This is a genomic window from Streptomyces sp. V3I8, assembly GCF_030817535.1.
Lineage (GTDB): Bacteria > Actinomycetota > Actinomycetes > Streptomycetales > Streptomycetaceae > Streptomyces.
This window is the reverse complement of the sequence record NZ_JAUSZL010000002.1, coordinates 694,061-712,748: the sequence shown is the minus strand read 5'-3', so window position 1 is coordinate 712,748 and position 18,688 is coordinate 694,061. Positions and strand designations below refer to the sequence as shown.

At 71.7% G+C, this 18,688-nt stretch carries 19 protein-coding genes; 6 read left to right on the top strand and 13 right to left on the bottom strand.

All coding sequences use genetic code 11. The features are described 5' to 3' along the window. The first annotated feature begins 5 nt into the window (after positions 1-5). Positions 6-833 (top strand): DUF1206 domain-containing protein, encoded by an 828-nt coding sequence (locus tag QFZ75_RS03445; RefSeq protein ID WP_307533765.1) that lies wholly within the window; start codon positions 6-8, stop codon positions 831-833. A gap of 67 nt (positions 834-900) precedes the next feature. Here QFZ75_RS03445 and QFZ75_RS03440 read toward each other — a convergent pair whose 3' ends face one another. From QFZ75_RS03440 to QFZ75_RS03395, 10 genes are all read right to left on the bottom strand, one after another. Then, positions 901-3,345, bottom strand: coding sequence for a GH92 family glycosyl hydrolase (locus QFZ75_RS03440; protein ID WP_307533764.1), 2,445 nt, complete (start codon positions 3,343-3,345; stop codon positions 901-903). A gap of 410 nt (positions 3,346-3,755) precedes the next feature. Beyond that, complete coding sequence (locus QFZ75_RS03435; RefSeq protein ID WP_307533763.1) at positions 3,756-4,922, bottom strand: S1 family peptidase; 1,167 nt, start codon at positions 4,920-4,922, stop codon at positions 3,756-3,758. A gap of 194 nt (positions 4,923-5,116) precedes the next feature. Continuing rightward, positions 5,117-5,557 (bottom strand): PPOX class F420-dependent oxidoreductase, encoded by a 441-nt coding sequence (locus QFZ75_RS03430; RefSeq protein WP_307533762.1) that lies wholly within the window; start codon positions 5,555-5,557, stop codon positions 5,117-5,119. 210 nt (positions 5,558-5,767) lie between these two features. Further along, positions 5,768-7,165: an endo-1,4-beta-xylanase gene (locus tag QFZ75_RS03425; protein ID WP_307533761.1), complete on the bottom strand. Its 1,398-nt coding sequence runs from the start codon at positions 7,163-7,165 to the stop codon at positions 5,768-5,770. A gap of 770 nt (positions 7,166-7,935) precedes the next feature. Next, complete coding sequence (locus QFZ75_RS03420) at positions 7,936-9,372, bottom strand: hypothetical protein (RefSeq protein ID WP_307533760.1); 1,437 nt, start codon at positions 9,370-9,372, stop codon at positions 7,936-7,938. Between the two features lie 224 nt (positions 9,373-9,596). After that, positions 9,597-10,163 (bottom strand): antibiotic biosynthesis monooxygenase, encoded by a 567-nt coding sequence (locus QFZ75_RS03415; RefSeq protein ID WP_307533759.1) that lies wholly within the window; start codon positions 10,161-10,163, stop codon positions 9,597-9,599. A gap of 110 nt (positions 10,164-10,273) precedes the next feature. Next, positions 10,274-10,495 (bottom strand): hypothetical protein, encoded by a 222-nt coding sequence (locus QFZ75_RS03410; RefSeq protein WP_307533758.1) that lies wholly within the window; start codon positions 10,493-10,495, stop codon positions 10,274-10,276. A 157-nt stretch (positions 10,496-10,652) separates the two neighbouring features. Continuing rightward, positions 10,653-11,285, bottom strand: coding sequence for a hypothetical protein (locus QFZ75_RS03405; protein ID WP_307533757.1), 633 nt, complete (start codon positions 11,283-11,285; stop codon positions 10,653-10,655). 216 nt (positions 11,286-11,501) lie between these two features. Continuing rightward, positions 11,502-11,825, bottom strand: a complete 324-nt coding sequence (locus QFZ75_RS03400; protein ID WP_307533756.1) for an Atu4866 domain-containing protein — start codon at positions 11,823-11,825, stop codon at positions 11,502-11,504. Positions 11,826-11,923: 98 nt separating this feature from the next. Continuing rightward, positions 11,924-12,415, bottom strand: coding sequence for an FBP domain-containing protein (locus QFZ75_RS03395; protein WP_307533755.1), 492 nt, complete (start codon positions 12,413-12,415; stop codon positions 11,924-11,926). A 305-nt stretch (positions 12,416-12,720) separates the two neighbouring features. Between QFZ75_RS03395 and QFZ75_RS03390 the strand changes: the two genes are divergently transcribed. The 3 genes from QFZ75_RS03390 to QFZ75_RS03380 all read left to right on the top strand — a co-directional run bounded on the left by QFZ75_RS03390 (position 12,721) and on the right by QFZ75_RS03380 (position 15,567). After that, positions 12,721-13,323, top strand: a complete 603-nt coding sequence (locus QFZ75_RS03390) for a TetR/AcrR family transcriptional regulator (RefSeq protein WP_307544200.1) — start codon at positions 12,721-12,723, stop codon at positions 13,321-13,323. A gap of 108 nt (positions 13,324-13,431) precedes the next feature. Next, entirely contained in the window at positions 13,432-14,217 is a 786-nt protein-coding gene (locus QFZ75_RS03385) for a helix-turn-helix domain-containing protein (protein WP_307533754.1), read from the top strand. Positions 14,218-14,394: 177 nt separating this feature from the next. Continuing rightward, complete coding sequence (locus tag QFZ75_RS03380; protein ID WP_307533753.1) at positions 14,395-15,567, top strand: 4-hydroxybenzoate 3-monooxygenase; 1,173 nt, start codon at positions 14,395-14,397, stop codon at positions 15,565-15,567. Positions 15,568-15,605: 38 nt separating this feature from the next. Here QFZ75_RS03380 and QFZ75_RS03375 read toward each other — a convergent pair whose 3' ends face one another. After that, on the bottom strand, positions 15,606-15,818 hold the full coding sequence (locus tag QFZ75_RS03375) for a DUF4287 domain-containing protein (protein WP_307533752.1): 213 nt from the start codon (positions 15,816-15,818) through the stop codon (positions 15,606-15,608). A 200-nt stretch (positions 15,819-16,018) separates the two neighbouring features. On the opposite strand from QFZ75_RS03375, the gene QFZ75_RS03370 reads away from it, so the two are divergent. Then, a complete protein-coding gene (locus QFZ75_RS03370; RefSeq protein WP_307533751.1) occupies positions 16,019-16,327 on the top strand; it encodes a GNAT family N-acetyltransferase in 309 nt (102 codons plus the stop codon). A gap of 20 nt (positions 16,328-16,347) precedes the next feature. On the opposite strand, the gene QFZ75_RS03365 is transcribed toward QFZ75_RS03370, so the two are convergent. Continuing rightward, positions 16,348-17,376 carry an LLM class flavin-dependent oxidoreductase gene (locus QFZ75_RS03365; protein ID WP_307533750.1) on the bottom strand — a complete coding sequence of 343 codons (1,029 nt, stop codon included), beginning with the start codon at positions 17,374-17,376 and terminating at the stop codon, positions 16,348-16,350. Positions 17,377-17,444: 68 nt separating this feature from the next. After that, complete coding sequence (locus tag QFZ75_RS03360; RefSeq protein WP_307533749.1) at positions 17,445-17,831, bottom strand: DUF5997 family protein; 387 nt, start codon at positions 17,829-17,831, stop codon at positions 17,445-17,447. A 58-nt stretch (positions 17,832-17,889) separates the two neighbouring features. Between QFZ75_RS03360 and QFZ75_RS03355 the strand changes: the two genes are divergently transcribed. Continuing rightward, positions 17,890-18,684 carry a LysR substrate-binding domain-containing protein gene (locus QFZ75_RS03355; protein WP_307533748.1) on the top strand — a complete coding sequence of 265 codons (795 nt, stop codon included), beginning with the start codon at positions 17,890-17,892 and terminating at the stop codon, positions 18,682-18,684. Positions 18,685-18,688: the final 4 nt, after the last annotated feature.

The following is an 18,688-nucleotide window of genomic DNA, read 5'->3' as shown; positions in this document are numbered from 1 at the left end:
AAACGATGAACGCAGGAACGTTGACACGAGGCAGCCGGGTGGGGAAGCAGAAGGCGGCCCCTGCCATCGAGGGGGCGGCGCGGGCGGGTTTCACCGCACGCGGTGTCATCTATGTGCTGGTGGGCCTGCTGGCGCTGCAGATCGCCTTCGGCGGCAGCGGCAAGCAGGCGGACCAGGGAGGTGCGCTCCAGGAGGTCTCCGGGAAGCCCTTCGGGGCGGTCGTCCTCTGGGCGCTGGGCGTCGGACTGGTCGGCATGGCGCTCTGGCGGCTGTCCGAGGCGGTCTTCGGCGCGGCGGGCCCCGACGGCCACAAGGCGAAGAAGCGGCTGGCGTCGGCGGGACGGGCCGTCTTCTACGGTTTCGTCGCCTACTCCGTCCTGTCCTTCGCGGCGGGTTCCGGCGGGAGCGGTTCGAGCGACGGCAAGTCCCGGGACGCGACGGCCAAGGCCATGGACCTGCCCGCCGGGCAGTGGCTCGTGGGGGTGGCCGGCGTGGTCATAGGGTGCGCCGGTCTGTGGATGGCGGTGCAGGCGATCCGCCGCAAGTTCCACAAGCACCTGCAGCTCGGTGCGATGTCGCGCAAGGTACGGCAGGCGGTCGACGTGACCGGCGTCGGCGGCGGTGCGGCCCGCGGTCTGGTGTTCGCCGTCGCCGGGGGCTTCGCGGTCAAGGCGGCCGTGGCGTACGAACCGGACAAGGCCAAGGGCATGGACGACACCCTGCGCTCGTTCACCGAGACCCCGGCGGGGCCGTGGCTGCTGGTGCTCATCGCCGTCGGCCTGATGCTGTTCGGGGTGTTCTCGTTCGGCATGGCCAGGTACCGCAAGGTCTGACCCGGCGGTCACCGAAGACGACCGTGGCCCCGAGTCCCGACGGACTCGGGGCCACGGTCGTGTCAGGTCAGCGGGGCAGTCCGGCGGGCGCGGTCGCCCACCGGGTGTCCGGCTCCGCGACGAGGCGGTACCTCAGGGTGCCCCCGGTGCGCAGGAGGCCGCCGTCCGTCCAGGACCGGTCGTGCGGACGGCCGTCGAGGCGGACTCCGGCCACATACGCGTGGGTGGCGTCGGCGGCGGGCGCGTCGATGACGATGTCGCGGCCGGGCCGGTCGATCACCGCGTGCGGGAACAGCGGCGCGCCCAGCAGGAGGTCGGCGCTGCCCGGTGTCCGCGGGTAGACGCCGAGGGCCGAGAAGACGTACCAGGCGGACATGGTGCCCAGGTCGTCGTTGCCGGGCAGTCCGGCCGGTCCCGTGCCGTAGACGGTGTCGACGATCTGCCGGACGGTGGCCTGGGTCTTCCACGGCCGGCCGAGCGCGTTGTAGAGCCACGGGGCGTGGATGCCGGGCTCGTTGGTCGGGTCGTAGCGCAGCGCGTCGCCGCCCTTCACCGACCAGGACCCGTCGGCCTTGTGGAAGAAGGCGTCGAGCCGGCCCGCGGCCGCCTCACGTCCGCCCATCGCCTCGGCGAGGCCCTGCACGTCCTGCGGCACCATCCAGGTGTACGTGGCGCTCGTGCCCTGGGCGAACCCGCGGTCGCTGCCGGGGCTGAACGGCGTGACCCAGGAACCGTCCAGGTTGCGCGCCTGGACGTACCCGGTGGTGCCCGCCCCGTCCGTGGCCGCGGGGTTGAAGACGTTGCGCCACCAGCCGCCGCGCTCGGCGAAGCCGGCGGCCTGCTCGTCGCGGCCCAGCAGCTTCGCCCACCGGCCCAGCGCGTCGTCGGCGACCGAGTCCTCCAGGGTCTCGGCGGCGCCGCCCCAGCAGTGGCACACGTCCTGAGCGGCGTACCCGGAGCTCATGTACTGCGCCAGATTGGGCCGTTGGCCGGTGCACTGGCCGGGGCAGCCCGCGTCGGAGAGCCCGTCCGGGTGCGGCACGGTGGCCTGCTTCGCCAGCGAGTCGAAGGCGCCGCGGTAGTCGAAGTTGCGCACCCCCATGGCGTAGAAGGTGGCGAGCGTGGCCGCGGTCGGGTCGCCGGTCATGACGTGCGTCGGGCCGTTGATGTGCACCCAGCGGTCCCACACCCCGCCGTTCTGCCGCGCGAAGTTGTACAGCGACTGCGCGAAGTCCCCGGCGATACGCGGCTTGAGCAGGGCGAGCAGCTGGATCTGCGCCCGGTACTGGTCCCAGCCGGAGAAGTTGCTGTACTGCGCCCCCTGCCCGCGGGCGAGGCGATGGGGCCTGCCGTCCATGCCCGGGTAGCGGCCGTCGGTGTCGCTGACCAGGTTGGGCTGCTGGAGGGAGTGGTAGAGCGCGGTGTAGAAGGCGGTCCGCCGGGCCTCACTGCCCCCGCCGACGCGCACGGACCGCAGTTCGCGGTCCCAGGCCCTGCTGCCCGCCGCCGCGACCTCCTCGACGCCCGCCCTCGGCGCTATCTCCTCGCGGAGGTTCGCCTCGGCTCCCGCGAGACTCACGTACGAGATGCCGAGCCGCATGTGGACATCGTTGTCGGACCCGGTGTCGAAGCCGACGTAACCGCCGGAACCGCGGCCCGCGCGGTCGGCGCCCGTGGCGTACCCCTCGCCACCGCCGCCCGTGGTCGAACCGGGGGAGAGGGTGCCGTCCTTCCAGGTGCCCGTGGACGAGAAGGCACGGTCGAACGAGGCGCTGAAGTACAGCCGGTAATAGCTCTTGCGGTTGTTCGCACCGCCGTTGGCGCGCCGGCCGCAGAACGCGCCCGTCAGTACCGACCCGGTCACCTTGCGGTTCGCCCGGTCGATCTCGACCTGCGCGTCCTCGCTGCCGTTGAGCGAGTTGGAGACCCGGAAGAGCAGGTTGGCGGGCTTGTCGGCGGGGAACGTGAAGTCGGCGACGCCGGCCCGCTGCGACACCGCGAGGTCCGCGCGGGCGCCGGAGTCGAGCCCCACGGAGTAACGGCCCGGCACGGCCCGCTCGTCCGCGTGCGAGAAGTTCGCCGCGTAGACGGAGTCCGTGGTGTCCGCCGAGGGCGAGGAGGTGACGTCCCCGACGAACGGCATGATCGGCACGTCGCCCGCGGCGCCCGGGTTGCAGCCCGCGCCGTTGACGTGGGTGAGACTCAGTCCGCGCAGCCGGGTCACGCCGTACTCGTAGCCGTTGGCCGCGCCGGTGCTGGTCTGGTCGCCCCTGGTGCTGGTCGGCGACCAGCCGATCATGCCGTACGGAAGATTGGCGCCGGGGTAGGTGTTGCCGCCGTTCGCGGTGCCGATGAGCGGGTCGACGTACGCGGTGGGGCGGGCCGGCGCGGCGATGGCGGCGTCGGCCGCCGAGGAGACCGGGCCGGGCAGCGCGGCGGCGAGCGCGGTGGTCAGCGCGAGAGCGGCCGCTCTCCTGCCGAACCTCCGCCCGCCGGTGGATCTGAGGACCATGTGCGAGGGAACCTTCCGTGTGGACGGGCGGCGGGTCCGGCCGTCTGACGGCGGACCGGACCCGCGGGGTGCCGCCGACGAGCGTAGGCCGCCGGAACACGGGGCGGACCGACGCCGGCGGCAACCCCGGTGAACGGCCGGTGAACCCGGGGCACGTGCAGCGCCCCGTCAGGGGCGCGGGGCCGTGACACGGTGCGGCTCCGCCGCGCGGGCGCGCCCGGCTGCCCGAAGCAGGCACGCGGCGCCGGGCCGCGTCCCGGCAGGGGCGCGGGGAACTGCGCTCTCAGCCCCCGCGACCCGCGGGTGACATCCCCCGTGCGGAGCGCTGAGGTGCCCCGCTACGGGACCCGTGCGGGCAGGAAACGGCCCCGCCACCTCCGGCGACGGGGCCACCCCGCACTGCTACGGCGTCACGCCGTGTGCAGCGTCAGCCCGTACCGGTTGAGGATCTCGTTGATCGGCTGGTACCAGGTCTCGCCGCCGGTGGAGCAGTTGCCCCAGCCGCCCGACGTGACGCCCTGCGCCTGGTCGCCGCTGATGAAGGAGCCGCCCGAGTCGCCCGGCTCCGCGCAGACACTGGTCTTGGTCATCTGACGCACGGCGCCCTGGCTGTAGTTGACGGTCTCGTTCTTGGCCAGCACCGCGCCGCAGTGCCAGTGCGAGGTCGACCCCGACCGGCAGATGGACGCGCCGACCGGTGCCTCGTTGGAGCCGCGCACGAGCTGGTCGGAGACGGTGCCCCAGCCCAGTACGACGGGCACCGTCCACCAGCCGCTGCCGACGTTGACCCAGGCGTAGTCGTTCTCCGGGAACGACGAGCCCTGGATGTTGCCTATGTAGGAGCGGTCCCAGCCGCTGACGCCCTGCCCGGCGCCGCCGCAGTGCCCGGCGGTGACGAAGCCGCCGTGCACCGAGAAGCCGATGGAACAGCGGACGTTGCCGGTGTAGAAGGGGTCGCCCCCGACCGTCCCGGCCGCGAAGGTCTTAGGCGCCTTCGCGGTCTCCTCGACGGTGACGGGGCCGGCGGCCCCGGCCCGGTCGAGGAAGGAGCGGACATCGTTGTCAGCGCGCTGGGCGGCGACGACGCCCACGACGACCGAGCTCGACTCGGCGTCGACGTACCAGTTGCTGATTCCCTCGGGCGCGTCCAGCTCGTCGATGCGGGCCTTGGCCGCGTCGAGCTGCCGCGCGCTGTACTTGACGGTGCGGACGGCCGCTCCGGTGTCGCGTACGGCGTCCAGCGTGCCGGCGGACGCGCCGGACCTGACGGCGACGGTCAGCCTGCCGCTGTCGGCGTCGAACCAGGAGCCGCCGTACGCGGCTCCGGCCGCGCGTTCGGCCTTCGGTTCGACGGCGGTCGCCTTCTTCTCGGCGGCGAGCCGTGCCTCGGCCCCGGCCTTGGTCAGGCCGAAGTCCCTCTGCATGGCGTCGAGGAGGGCGTCGGAGGCGGGAGCCTTCGAGGTGGGGGCGGCTTCGGGGGCGGGGGCGGCCGAGGCGGATCCGGTGCCGACGGCTGCCCAGGCGCCGATCAGCAGGAGGGAGGCCAGGCCGGTGCTCAGGGTCGTGGTGCGTCTCAAGGCGGTAGCCCTTCGTTGTTCCAGCAAGGTGGGGGCGGAACAGCTGAACGGTGAGAGCGCTCTCATGAATGCGGGGCAGAGCTTAGCGGCTGACCATCGACAGGTACAGACCAAAAACAACGGTTGTTGAAGGGGTAAGCGGACGGGCCGGTCCGAACGGGCCGGCCCGGACAGGCCGATTCGGCCGGGGTGGTTCAGCGTGCGAGGGGAATGCCGTACGCGCGCTCCACCCGCAGCCGCAGCACGAGCCGGCCGTCGCGGACCATGGCGGCCCGGTAGTCGTCCCAGTCGGGGTGCTCGCCCTGGACGTCCCGGTAGAGCCCGATCAGCTCCTCCACCGTCTCGTCGTCCACGTCGCGGGCCACGGGGGAGAGGTCGGCGACACCCTCGGCGACGGTGTAGGCCCAGCGGTCCGCGCTGGTCACGTGGTACGAGGCCCGCGGGTCCCGGCGCAGGTTGCGGGTCTTGGCGCGGCCGTCGGTGAGCGAGACGCGCACGATCCGCTCGGCGGGGTAGTAGGCGTGGTTGACGTTCGACAGCTGCGGGCGGCCGTCGCGCTTGAGGGTCGTCAGCACTCCGCCGTCGTACTCGGAGAGGAGCTGGAGCAGTGTGTCCTGGCTGATGTCATCCGTCATGCGCTGGTCAATACCCGTGACGGTGCCGGGCATTCGGGTCCGCGCGGACGGCTTCATGCGTAACCCGCGTCCCTACGGGTACTCCGACGGGTCGGACGTGGCGCGGCGACCGGAACCGCCGCGCCATGTCTGCGTACCGATCCCTGTGTCGATCTCTGTACGGATCTCCGCGCCGACCTCTGCGCCGGCCTCCGTGCCGTCGGAGGCGGTTCAGGAAGCGCTGCACGAACCGATCGCCGGTGCCGCGGAGTTGCCGTTCTTCATGACGGTGAAGCCGAAGCTCGTCGACGCACCCGCCGCGAGGTTTCCGTTGCCGTTCGGCTTCATGGTCATCACGTTGCCGCTGGAGTCCCAGCTGGGCGTGCCGTTCCAGGTCGCGGAGACCTTCTGCGGGGAGGTCACCGTGACGGTCACGGTCCAGCCGGTGACGGCGGCACTGCCCGCGGTCACCGTCACGCTCCCGTTGAAGCGGTCGCTCCAGTCGTCCGTCCTGCTGTACGACACCGTGCAGGCGGCGTTGCCGCCTCCGCCCCCTCCGCCACCCCCGCCCGACCCGCTGCCGCCGAGCGCGGTGAGCACGGCGGTGTAGGCGGCCTTCTTGGTGTAGTTGCCGTCGAACAGCAGCGGTGTGCCGCTCGCCCGCCAGGAGTACTTGTCGGTGACGCCCCAGACGGTGATGCCGGTGCAGCGCGAGACGGCCAGGCAGGCGTTCACCACATTGGTGTAGTTCGCGGCCTGCGCGCTGCCGGAGCCCTCGATGTCCAGCTCGGTGATCTGCACGTCGACACCGAGGTCGGCGAAGCGCTGCAGGTTCGCCCGGTAGTCACCGGGCACCGGGGAGGCGCTGTTGAAGTGGGACTGGAAGCCGACGCAGTCGATCGGCACACCGCGTGCCTTGAAGTCCTTCACCATGGCGTAGACGGCGTTGCTCTTCGCGTTGACCCCGTCGGTGTTGTAGTCGTTGTAACAGAGCTTGGCGGCCGGGTCCGTGGCGCGTGCGGTGCGGAAGGCCTCCTCGATATGGCCGTCGCCGAGCTTGTCCTGGAAGGGCGAACTGCGCCGTGCGCCGCTGCTGCCGTCCTGGAACGCCTCGTTGACGACGTCCCACGAGTGGATTTTGCCCTTGTAGTGCTGCATGACCTGGGTGATGTGGTTGTTCATCGCCGACCTGAGGTCGCCGGCGCCGAGCCCGCCGACCCAGCCGGGCAGCTGCGAGTACCACACGAGGGTGTGCCCGCGGACCTTCATGCCCTTGCTCTGGGCGTGGCTGACGATCTGGTCGGCGTTCCCGTACGAGAAGGAGTTGCGGCTGGGTTCGACGGCGTCCCACTTCATCTCGTTCTCGGGGGTCACCGAGTTGAACTCCGTGTCGAGCGTCGAGGCGTACGCGGCTTCGCCCAGGTGGTTGGCCGCGACCGCGGTGCCGAAGTAGCGGCCCTTCTCCGCCGCCGCGGCACCGAGGGTGCCGGCCGCCGCGGCCGGTTCCGCGAGAGCCGCGACACCGGCCGTGGCGAGCAGGCCCGCCACGGCGAAAGCCAGGGCTCTTCGGGTGGGGGACCGGCGGGGCGGTGGGGTTGCCGTGCGGTCCGTGAACGTGCGGGTGATCATGTCGTCCCCTTCTGTTGTTTCGAAAGTTTCGAGCATGTTTCCGAATGGCTGCGCAGACCTTACGGCTGACCTCACGGACCGTCAACGACTTGCGCCGCACCGAATTTCGGTTGGCTCAAGATGATCGGGCCGCCCCATGCGTCGCCCGCATCCCCTTGCCTGACGGTTCATATCTGCCTACATTTCCCAGAACAATCGTCAGTAGCGTCGAATGTTTCGAAGACGGGCGTGCCGAACAGAAGGTGGGTGCGAGTTCCCCGTACGGGACGGCCCCGCTCAGACGCCGAGGGAGTTTCCTCCGGTGCCTCCCCGCTCCCCCTGACGGGTGGTGCCGGTACCAGGATCCGTGGTCCTGCCCACAGGAGGGGCCTGGTTGCCCGGGCGCCCCTGGTGCACCGTGGACGCATGGACACCACCCAGCAGCCGACTGATCAGCAGGCGACGGATCAGCAGGGGGTCAGGATCCGTGTGACACCGCTGCGTCGCCTCGGCGGCGGCGTGTACGTGCCGCGCGGCGCGCCGCCCAGGGGTGCGGGGAACCGCGCGAGCGGCCCACGACGGGCCGCATCCGCCGCCCCGCCACCGGAAACGGACACGGCGGCGCCGCCGCGCGGCCGGTTGCGCAGTTCCCCCCGCCCCTGAGATCCGTGTACTTGAGATCCGCGCCCCCGGGGTCCGCGGACCCCGGAAAGCCCTACGGGCCCCAGGACATCCTGGGGCCCGTAGGGCTTTTCGACCGCGCTCGGGGCCGGGGCGGCGGGCGGCGCGGGTCAGTCCGCCGCCCGGTTCGAACCGGCCAGCTGCCGTACGTCGGGCCGCGGGCGCGGCCGCTTCGACGCCAGGAGCGTGACCAGCGCCGTCAGGGCCCCCAGCGCGGCGAGCACGGCCGCCAGGCCGGCGAGCCACTGGGGCGCGAGGGTCAGCTCCAGGGCGCGGGACAGGCCGGGCGAGGTGACGCGGCCGTCCAGCAGCTGGGCGATGGCGAGTGCCGCCGGAACCAGGATCCCCGCGGCGAGCACCGGCAGCGTGCTCCGACGGACCAGTGCCAGACCCAGCAGGACGCACAGGGCGGCTGCGCCGAGGGCGAACCCGTAGGCGCCGGCGGAGGCTCCGTCCCGGCTCGGCGGGAAGTGCGCCGCGCCGCACAGGACGAGCAGCAGCACCGCGGCCAGGCGCGGCCAGGCGGGGGAGACGCCGTTCTGCGCCGGCCGGCCTCCGCGTCCCCGGGCCGTACGGCCGACGGGGACCGTGCCGGCCGCGGCGAGGAGCGGGTCCCCGGCGGGCGGACCGTCCTTGAAGGAGGCCGCGCGCGCCTTCCCGGAGGCCGACTTCGTCCCCGTCCGCGCGTCCGCTCCCGCCTGCAGCAGGTCCTCGCGTACGCCCTGCTGATGGGCCATGCGGCCGATGAGCTCCACGAGTTCCTCGACCGGGCGGCTGGTGGCGGCCGCCCGCACCGCGGCCTCGCCGCAGTGGGGTTCGAGCGGGGGCCGGTGCAGCAGCGCCATCAGCTTGGTGACCTCTTCCACCGGCCGGCCCCGGGCCGCCGCGCGGATCGCCTCGTCGGCGCTGTCGGCGTTCCTCGGCGGCCGGGTCAGCAGGGCCACCAGCCGACTGACGTCCTCCACGGACCGGTCCGTGCCGGCCGCCCGCAGCGCGTCGACCGTCGCCCGCGCGTACTGCGGTGACTGCTCCAGCATCTCGATGAGCTGGATCACCTCTTCCAGCGGCCGGTCGGCGACGGCCGCGTGGACCAGCCCGTCGACCGGGTTGTCGTACGACGGGTCGGGCTCCACGGGAGGCTCGGCGTACCGGTCCTCGGCCTCGTCGTCCGCCGTGGTGCTGCCGGCCGGACGGGGGCGCGCGCGGTCGGGTTCGTCGGCCGGCTCGGCGTACCGGCGGCCGGAGTCGTCGGCCGGCCCCGGGTACCGCCGGTCGAGCTCGTCGGCCAGGTCGGTGTAGCGGCCGTCCCCGTCGTTCCGGTCGGCAGGGTCGGCGTACCGGTGGTCGGGCTCGTCGGCGGGGTCGGGGTACGCGTGGTCGGGTTCGTCGGCCGGATCGGCGTACCGGTGCTCGACGGCGTCGGCCGGCTCGGCGTACCGGCGGCGGTCGACCGCGTCGGCGTACCGGTGTTCAGCCCTGCGCGTCGGCCTGTCCGGCGCCTCGGCCGGCGGCGTGTGCCAGGGGGCGGAGACGGGTGGCGGCGGCATGGGGGCCTCGACCACGCTCTCGGGAGATATGCCAGGTCGGTCGGAGTCGAAAGGCGAACGGGTTGTCATACTCGGCTCCCTACGAAGGGTGCAGTCGCTGTCGTGGCCCGGACGTGCGGCCCGAGAGTTGCTGTTCGACCTTCTTTCTAAGCGCCCGCGCCGAAGGCCGCCAACCGGATGAGGCACACGTGTGACGCGGGCCGGGAGCGGGGCCTGTCACCGCGTCAGCTGTCGGGTGTGCCGTACAGCCACAGCCGCAGCAGCCGGCTGAGCCCCGGCATGACCAGGTACGTGAGCACGGGCAGCAGCACGAGCGGGAAGACGGCGGCGCGCAACGGCAGGGGCCAGGACGTCGTATTGGGTGCCACCAGCCACTGGATGAGGAAGGTCATCGGATAGGCGCCGAGGAACGTCGTCAGGACCATCTTCCAGCGCGGCGGGGCCTTCACGGTGGTGCCCGGCAGACGGAACCAGCTCTCCAGTCCGGTGGTCGACTGGCGCTCGTCACGGACCTCGGTGGCGATGCCCTGGATACGCGCGTGCCACTCCGCGCGCTCGGCCGAGACCAGCCAGTCGGTGAGCCGCTGGGGGTCGGAGAAGCGGAGCACCGCGTGGAACCGGTGCCCGGGCTCGGGGCGTAGCCAGGACAGTCCCTGACTGCCGGGGAACCGGGCGACGCAGTCCGCGACGCCCCGGGTCCACTCCTCGAAGTCGGCTTCGTGGCCGGGGCGTACCTGCCAGGTGAAAACCGTGGTGACGGGTTCGCCGCGCGAGGCCTGCGTGGTGCTCATGACCATGACGAGTTCCATGGGCCGCGCGGGTCATGCGCGGTCGGGCCGAAGGGGTCGGGCCGAAGGGTGGGACGGGAGAGGCCGGGCCGAAGGGGCCGGACCGTCCGGCTTCAGCCGTCCGCGTCGTGCACGCCCGGGGTCACTATCTCGTCCAGCGCCTTGCGCACCGCCTCGTAGGTCCGTCCGCGCAGTTCGGCGTCGCGCGCGCCGTCCGGATCACCGGTCCTGAGCTCTTCGCCCCGTGCCTTCCATGTCTGCTCCTCCCGGCCGGCCCAGGAGCGGGCCCGCTGGATGCGGCGCAGGAGTTCGTCGGAGTCCACCACGTCAGTCATGAGATACGGGTACCCGCGCGGACCCGTTCGACGAGTGCGGATCGGTGCCGCGTCTGTGAACGTGATGGGGACATGACGCGGAGAAGGCCGCCGACCGCCCCGAAGGAACGGCCGGCGGCCTTCGTGCCCGGTGCGAGCGGGAACGCGGCGGCAGGAATCAGGTCGTCGGCGGCGTGGAGAGCTGGGGGAGCCCGCCGCCCGAGCCGCCGGTCAGCAGCCCCAGCACGGACGACAGGACCTTCGGCACCGTGCCGACGATCCCGCCGATGTCGAGGGCGGCCAGCGACGAGACCAGACTGTCGACCGACGTCTCCAGGTCGGTCGCGGTGTCCCGCCCGGGAGCGTCCGCCGCGGACCCCACCGGCGCCATGGAGTCGGCGCTCGTCGTTCCCTCGAACGGTGCCGGGTCGGTCACGGTGTCTTCGGGCGTCGTGGCATCGGCCGTGTCCCGCAGCTGCTGCTGGAGCAGGGCGGTGGTCTCCTTCACGGCCTGCGCCTGCTCGGCGGCCACGGCCGCGTCGAGGGTGCCGCCCTGCCCGCCGCCGACCAGACCGGTCAGGTCGGCCAGTACGGTCAGGAGGGGGGCGAACGCGTCACCCTGTTCCGTGTCGGCCACCGTGCGCAGCCGTTCCGGCGTCATGTCCGTGCCGGGGAGCCGGGGCTCCGTGGCACGGGCGTCCGGGGTGCCGGGCCGTACCTCGGCGGCGGTGGCGACGCCCACCGGACCGAGGACGAGCGCGGCGCAGACGAGGGGCGGGAGGAGCAGCCCGCGGGATACCAGGGCGCGCATACGGTTTCCTTTCCAGAACGGCTGTCGTGTGCCCCCACCGTGGAAAACCCCCGGGCCCGCCGCAACCGGTCGCGCACCCGCGAGCGGTTCGGGGAACCCGGCTGCCGTACCCCCGGACCAGGACTTTCGCCCGCCGACAGGTGCGCTCCCGGTGCCCCCGCGGCGTACGGCCGTCGGAGTAGCACGGGAGGCGACGCCGCGGACCGGGAGTCCGCGTCACTCCTGACGCGTGCCGTCGTCCGTCTCGCGGTGGAGCACGAGGTGCTCGTGGAACAGGACCCCGTCGCGGACGTCGCCGGTGGCGGTGAAGCCCGTGTCGTCGAGGTAGTCGATATGGCTGCCGGTCACCGTGTACCTGCCGGTGTACGCGCTCGCGCGGGTGCCGCGGGCCTCGTCGTAGCGGCCGTCGGGCAGCAGTTCCTGGCGGATGTGGCCGTCCGCGGTCACCCACATCCCGACGTACGGGTGCGGGGCCGTCCCGACGTACGGGTGCGGGGCGCGGGACGAGCCGTTGTCCGGGCTCGGGTTCGTGGTCGTCATGGGTCCAACGGTCGCCCCGGTCCGGCACCGCGACCAGGCCGCCGTTCTCCCCGGTGCGCGTTTCCCGGGTGCCGCACACCCAGGAAACGGTGGCTCGGTCACCACAGGGTGTCCAGGAACCCGGCGAGGTTCGCCCGGGTGCGCCGGATCTTCTCGTCGACGCCGAGGGACTCCTTGGGGTGCCCGCCCGGCTGCACCCGCTTGAGACCCCGCACGTACAGCGAACAGGACAGGTCGCTGCAGATGTAGGTGCCCACGGTGTTGTAGGCGTCGCCCGTGGAGCGGGCCTTGTGGGCGGTCATCAGCTCCACCCCGTTCGCCGGGTGCGTGGTCAGGCACAGCGAGCACATGCTGCGGTGATGCGACCCGCCGACCCGGGAGGCGCGACGGAACTCGACCCCGACCCATCTCCCCCGGTGCTCCGTCACGATGTAGCTGCGTTCCGGCGCCGACGGGTCGCGCCATCCCAGGAAATCCAGGTCGTCCCAGGGCAGTTCGGTCAGGAGTCGGGGGACCGAAAGGCGCTTGGCCGCCCCTTTCGAGCAGTTGACGAACGACGCACGAATCACCGGCTCACTCAGTTCCTTCATGACGCAGCACTGTAGCGCAGAAATACCTAGGGCTATTAGGTGTGAGTCAAGTGGTGCTAGCTTCGGTAGGACTGGGGACCTTGCGTGGGGGCGGTCCGGTCCGCCGCCCTGCCCGCGCACCACGGTCCGAGCGCACCCGTGGTCCGCAGCTGACCGCCTTCGGGGCGTTTCGCAAGGAAAGCGGGATCTCGCACCGGAATCCACTTCCGGGAACGAGTCGGTATACGCGCCTTCCGGCCCCGTACGTCCAGAAGCCCGGATGCACTAGGATTCTTTTATGAGGCCAGGAAGGGCTGATGCGTGATATGGGAGTGCATGCGGGTCTGACGGTCGACCGGATCACCCGGGCCGCGGCGGAGCTGGCCGACGATGTCGGTATCGAAAAAGTATCCGTCTCGGCGCTCGCCAGAATGTTCGGGGTGAAGGACGCCAGTTTTTACTCACATGTCAAAAACCTCCAGGAGATTCGAATCCGGGTGGCCGTCCTGGCGTCCGGTGAGATGAACGACCGCATCGGCACCGCGATCGCCGGGCGGTCCGGCGGTGAGGCGCTCGCCGCCTTCGCCGACGCCTATCGCGGATACGCGCTGCGCCACCCGGGCCGGTACGCGGCGACCCAGTTGCGGCTCGATCCGTCGAAGATCGCCGACACCACGGTCTTCGCCCGCAGCGTCGAGCTGACTTATGCGGTGATGCGCCACTACGGGCTGGAGGAGCCCGACCTGACCGATGCGGTCCGGCTGCTGCGCAGCACTTTTCACGGCTACATCAGCATCGAGGCCGTCGGCGGCTTCAACCACCCGCGCGAAGTGGAACGCTCCTGGCGCAAGGCCGTCTCCTCCCTGCACGCGATGCTGGAACAGTGGCCGCGTACGGAAGAAAAGGCCGAAACCGCTGCCGTGAGCTGAATACCGGCTATCGGCTACCGGCTACCGGTCAAGACCGGCACCGCTCATTCGTCAGCGGACGGATCTCCGACAGCGCCCCGGTTCGAACCACCGGTAGGCTCACGGCCGATGCCGGAAAACCGCCAGCCTTCCCCACCGTCTCCCGCGCCGTCCTCGACGGCACTCAACGGCGCGGGCCGGCTCCCGCACGGCTACCACCTCGACACGCACTCCCATGACGCCGGTCAGCTGGTGTACGCGGTTGCGGGCGCGGTGGCCACCACGACCGAACGCGGGACCTGGGTCGCCCCGGCCGACCGCATGACGTGGACGCCGCCCGGCTTTGCGCACTCCCACCGCTTCTACGCTGAGACCGATGTCCGCCTGCTGACCGTCCCGGCCGGCCTGTGCGACACGCTGCCGGCCCGTCCCGGCGTGTTCGCCGTGAACCCTCTGCTGCGCGAAGCCCTCCTGGCGCTGACCGAGCGGGCACAGATGCGCCCGGAGGCCTTCGAGCGGCTGCTCGCGGTCGTGATCGACGAGGTCGCCGGGACGCCCGAGCAGTCCCTGCATCTGCCCGAACCGGCCGACGACCGCCTGCGCACCGTCACCCGTCTCCTGCACGCCGACCCCGGCCGGACCGCGACCCTGGCCGAGCTGGGACGTGCGGCCGGGGCCGGTGAACGCACCCTGAGCCGTCTGTTCCACACCGAACTCGGCATGAGTTTCCACCGCTGGCGCACCGTGCTGCGTATCCACCACGCCCTGGTGCACCTCACCGCCGGCCGGTCGGTCACCGACACCGCGACCGAGTGCGGATGGTCCAACCCCTCCGGCTTCATCGACGCCTTCACCGAGGTCGTCGGCCAGACCCCCGGCCGCTACCAGGCGGAGCTGCGCGGCCGTACGAGGTAGCCCGTCCGCAGGTTGGCGGGTTTTCGGTATCTCGGGTTCATCCACCGGTTGGCGACAGCGCCGGCGGATTCCACAGTGGTGGTCGGAAGATCCGAACCCACTCGAACCCGTCCGTGCCGGCACGCCCTCCACGCTCCGCCAGGACCGCGGGCCGCCACTTTCCGAAAAGGCTCCGACATGACAGAAACATCCGAGACCACGACCGTCGTCATCGTGGGGGCCGGGGTGGCCGGGCTCACGCTCGGCACCCTCCTGCTCCGCAACGGCATCGACTGCATCGTGCTGGAGAAGCGCAGCCGCGCCTACGTCGAGCAGCGTCAGCGCGCCGGCACCATCGATACCCGCGGAGTGCGTCTGTTCCGCGCCTGGGGACTCGAAGAGGTGCTGGCGGGAAATCCCGTCACCGAGTCGCAGGGCGGCTTCTTCATCGACGGTGAGGAGATGCCGATCGACACCGGTGACGACAACGAAAGCCTGTACTGCCCCCAGCAGGTCCTCGTCCGCAACCTCACCGACGTCTTCCTCCGCGACGGCGGAGACCTCCGCTTCGAAGCCGCCGACGTCGCCCTGGAAGGCATCCAGGGCCCCCGCCCTCTGGTGCGCCACCGGGACGCCACGGGCTCGGCCGTGACCATCGGCTGCGACGTCGTCGCCGGCTGCGACGGCTACCACGGTGTCAGCCGCGCGAGCATCCCCGAAGGCGTCCTGACCCGCTTCTCCCACGCGTACGGATACTCCTGGCTGAGTGTTCTCGCCGGCATACCCGCAAGCCACCCCTCAGGGATGGCGATCCACTCCCGCGGCCTGGCAGGGCTGATCCCGCGCGGCGCGAACGCCAGCCGCATCTACCTCCAGTGCCCGCTCGACGACACCGTCGAACAGTGGCCCGACGAGCGCATCTGGAGCGAGCTGGGCGCCCGCTTCGGCACGTCCGTGACCACCGGGCCGATCGCCGAGAAGCGAATCCTGCCCCTGCGCAGTGTGGTGCACAGCCCGATGAGCCACGGCAGGCTGTACCTGCTCGGCGACGCCGCCCACATCGTCCCGCCCATGAGCGCGAAGGGCATCAACCTCGCCCTCAACGACGCCGAGGTCCTCGCCCGCGCCCTCGTCCGGTACAGCGGGCAGGGCGACACGAGCCTCCTCGACAGCTACTCCGACGCATGCCTGAGCCACATCTGGAACTACCAGGCGTTCGCGGCATGGATCACCGAACTGATGCACAACGCCGGTGACGCCTCCCATGCGGGAGAGTTCCGCAAGCAGATCGCCCGGGCCGAACTGCAGCGCCAGTTCACCTCACCCGCCGCGAACCAGCTCTTCAGCGAGCTGACCTCCGGGGTGAACTGACTCCGAGGCGGTGGACCGGCTCCGGGCGGCCGGACCGGTCACCTGCCGTTGTCCTCGGCGAGCGTGTGCGCGACCAGCGCGTTGGCGTGTCCGTGACCGATTCCGTGCTCGGCCTTGAGCCAGGACACGAGTTCCATGTGCTTCGTCAGGGGCGAGGACCGGATCAGGTCCTTCCACTCGGCGACGGGGCGCCCGTACGTGGCCTCGATCGAAGGGAAGTAGCTCGCGGGGCCCTTCACGGTCTCGCTCATGTCCGTGTCCTGTCTTTCGGTGTCGCGCGTCTTGCCGATGTCGCGCGGTGGAAGCTGTCGTGGTCTTGGACCGGCGGTACGGCCCGACATCATCGCCCACAGGGTGTGATCCGGGTCACTGGTGACCGTCGGTTAGGCTCGGCTTCTTGATCAGCACGTCATGGCAGCTGCACTGCGGGCGTGGCACACGAGGAGGACACATGGCGGTCGAAGTCAAGGACGTTCCCGAGGCGCGGCGTTACGAGGCGCGGCTCGACGGGGCGTCGGCGGTCGCCGGTCACGCGGACTACATCCGCACCACCGAACTCATCGCGTTCGTCCACACCGAGGTGAGCCCGGAGTGCGAGGGCAAGGGGATCGGCTCCGCGCTGGCCCGGGCCTCCCTCGACGAGGCGCGCGCCGCCGGCCTGCGGGTGCTGGCCACCTGCCCGTTCTACGCCGGCTGGATCGCCCGCCACCCCGAGTACGGTGACCTGCTCTACCAGGCCCGCAGCAGGGTCAGCGACTGAGACCCCGCACCGGGGAACCGCTACCCCCGGCGGGCCGACGGCTGCCAGCCGAGGGCCGGACCGAGCACGGTCGCGATGTCGGTGAGGATCTGAACGTAGTCCGCGTGCTCGAAGGTGAACGGCAGCGCGAACGCCACCTCGTCGATCTCCCGGAACGCGGCGTGCGCGTACAGCCGTTCGGCGATCTCCGCGGAGGTCCCGACCAGGTCGGGCGCGAACATCATGCGCGCGGGACCCTGGGGGGCCGTGGTGCGCGGGGTCCGCTTCCCGGCGTACGCCTCGTACTTCGCGCGCTGCTCCGGAGTGGCGCTGTCGGTGGGGATGACGACGAGCCCCTGCGAGACGCGGGCGCGGTCGCCGTCGGGGTGGTGGGCCCGGAAAGCGCGTACGTGGGACAGCTGGATCTCGGCGAAGTCCTCGGACTCCTCCGCCTTGACGACGCTGCTGGTCAGAAGGTTCATCGCGTGCTCGCCCGCCCACCGGGCCGACCGCAGGCTGCCGCCGCCGTACCAGAGGCGGCCGCCCAGGCCGGCGGCGTGCGGCTGGACGCGGTCCGAGAACACCTCGAACCCCTCGACCCCGCTGAAGTCGGTGGCCGGTCTGCCCCGCACGAAGTCCAGCAGCCGGGACACCCGCTCGTGGCCGAAGTCCTCGGCGTCGGCGGTGTCCGGGTAGAGCGCGCCCTTGACCTGGTCGTAGTGCATCGGCGGACCGACGCTGACGCCGGGGTTGAGGCGGCCCCCGGACAGGATGTCGACCGTGGCCAGGTCCTCCGCCAGCCGCAGTGGATTCTCCCAGCCCAGCGGGATGACCGCGGTGCCGAGCTCGATACGGGTGGTGCGCTGCGAGGCCGCGGCCAGGACGGCCACGGGGGAGGAGATCCCGTACTGGAGGTGGCGGTGACGCAGCCACGCGCTGTCGAAGCCCAGCCGTTCACCGAGCTCGATGATCTCCAGCGTCGACTCGTGGCCCGTACGGGGATCTGCCTCGTCGAACAGCCCGATGGTCAGGAAACCCAGCTTCCGCAACGGTCGTGAGGGCAGCGGCACGGGGACTCCTCCGTCGTCCGGGGGCGCACACTCTCGAACGTATGCGCTGATCCCATTCTGTCAGGCGATCACCGGGACTCGCGCTCGGCCTGCTTGTCCTTGATGCGGGCTGCTTCCTTGCGGACCTCGGCCTGGGTGGCGCGCTCCTTCCGGAGCCATTCCGGGGAGTCCTGCTTCAGCGCCTCGATCTGCTCCGTGGTGAGGGCGTCGTTCACGCCGCCGCGGGCGAGCCCCGAGATGGAGATGCCGAGCTTCGCCGCGATCACCGGCCGGGGGTGCGGGCCGTTGCGCCGCAGCTCCCGCAGCCACTCGGGCGGCTCGGCCTGGAGCGCGGTGAGCTCGGAGCGCGAGACGACACCCTCCTGGAACTCGGCGGGTGTGGCCTCGAGGTACACACCCAGTTTCTTCGCCGCGGTCGCGGGCTTCATCGTCTGGGTGTTCTGGTGCGACGTCATGCGGCCAAGGGTATCGAGCATGTGAACCGGCCCCGACCACGGCGGGTAACCTGGCCAGGTGACAGGCGCCCAGGACCCCCCTTCGTTCCGGCTCGCGTACGTCCCGGGAGTGACGCCCGGCAAGTGGGTGAGGATCTGGAACGAGCGACTGCCCGACGTTCCCCTGACGCTCCTCGCGGTGTCCGCCGCCGAGGCGCCCGACGTGCTGCGGCGCGGTGACGCCGACGCCGGTCTCGTGCGCCTGCCGGTCGGCGGTACGGATCTCAGCGCCATCCCCCTCTACGCCGAGACCAGTGTGGTCGTCGTGCCGAAGGACCACGTCGTGACCGCGGTGGACGAGGTCACCGCCGAGGACCTGGCGGACGACGTCGTGCTGCACCCCCTGGACGACCTCCTCGACTGGGAGCGCCCGCCGGGCCGTCCCGCGATCGAGCGCCCCGCCACGACGGCCGACGCGGTCGAACTGGTGGCGGCGGGGGTGGGACTCCTCGTCGTCCCGCAGTCGATCGCCCGCCTGCACCACCGCAAGGACCTGACGTACCGGCCGGTCACGGACGCCACCGAGTCGCGGGTCGCCCTGTCGTGGCCCGAGGACAGGACCACGGACCTGGTCGAGGACTTCATCGGGATCGTCCGGGGCCGCACCGCCAACAGCTCCCGGGGCCGCTCGCAGCCCGCTGCGGACGCCGGTCCGAAGACGGCGGCCGCCGGCAAGGGCACGACCCGGCGCGGAGCCGCCGCGGGCAGGACCAGCGGCAAGAACCCCCGGACGGGCTCCGGCACCTCCAAGGGCGGCAAGGGAGCCAAGGGGGCCAGGGGAGCGAAGGGCGGCAAGCCCCGCCGCCGCTCCTGACCCG

Bases quoted from the DNA above. Each gene is read 5' to 3' on its own strand.
- QFZ75_RS03445 (WP_307533765.1), top strand. From the start codon at position 6: ATGAACGCAGGAACGTTGACACGAGGCAGCCGGGTGGGGAAGCAGAAG.
- QFZ75_RS03440 (WP_307533764.1), bottom strand. From the start codon at position 3,345: ATGGTCCTCAGATCCACCGGCGGGCGGAGGTTCGGCAGGAGAGCGGCC.
- QFZ75_RS03430 (WP_307533762.1), bottom strand. From the start codon at position 5,557: ATGACGGATGACATCAGCCAGGACACACTGCTCCAGCTCCTCTCCGAG.
- QFZ75_RS03425 (WP_307533761.1), bottom strand. From the start codon at position 7,165: ATGATCACCCGCACGTTCACGGACCGCACGGCAACCCCACCGCCCCGC.
- QFZ75_RS03420 (WP_307533760.1), bottom strand. From the start codon at position 9,372: ATGCCGCCGCCACCCGTCTCCGCCCCCTGGCACACGCCGCCGGCCGAG.
- QFZ75_RS03415 (WP_307533759.1), bottom strand. From the start codon at position 10,163: ATGAGCACCACGCAGGCCTCGCGCGGCGAACCCGTCACCACGGTTTTC.
- QFZ75_RS03410 (WP_307533758.1), bottom strand. From the start codon at position 10,495: ATGACTGACGTGGTGGACTCCGACGAACTCCTGCGCCGCATCCAGCGG.
- QFZ75_RS03405 (WP_307533757.1), bottom strand. From the start codon at position 11,285: ATGCGCGCCCTGGTATCCCGCGGGCTGCTCCTCCCGCCCCTCGTCTGC.
- QFZ75_RS03400 (WP_307533756.1), bottom strand. From the start codon at position 11,825: ATGACGACCACGAACCCGAGCCCGGACAACGGCTCGTCCCGCGCCCCG.
- QFZ75_RS03395 (WP_307533755.1), bottom strand. From the start codon at position 12,415: ATGAAGGAACTGAGTGAGCCGGTGATTCGTGCGTCGTTCGTCAACTGC.
- QFZ75_RS03390 (WP_307544200.1), top strand. From the start codon at position 12,721: ATGGGAGTGCATGCGGGTCTGACGGTCGACCGGATCACCCGGGCCGCG.
- QFZ75_RS03385 (WP_307533754.1), top strand. From the start codon at position 13,432: ATGCCGGAAAACCGCCAGCCTTCCCCACCGTCTCCCGCGCCGTCCTCG.
- QFZ75_RS03380 (WP_307533753.1), top strand. From the start codon at position 14,395: ATGACAGAAACATCCGAGACCACGACCGTCGTCATCGTGGGGGCCGGG.
- QFZ75_RS03375 (WP_307533752.1), bottom strand. From the start codon at position 15,818: ATGAGCGAGACCGTGAAGGGCCCCGCGAGCTACTTCCCTTCGATCGAG.
- QFZ75_RS03370 (WP_307533751.1), top strand. From the start codon at position 16,019: ATGGCGGTCGAAGTCAAGGACGTTCCCGAGGCGCGGCGTTACGAGGCG.
- QFZ75_RS03360 (WP_307533749.1), bottom strand. From the start codon at position 17,831: ATGACGTCGCACCAGAACACCCAGACGATGAAGCCCGCGACCGCGGCG.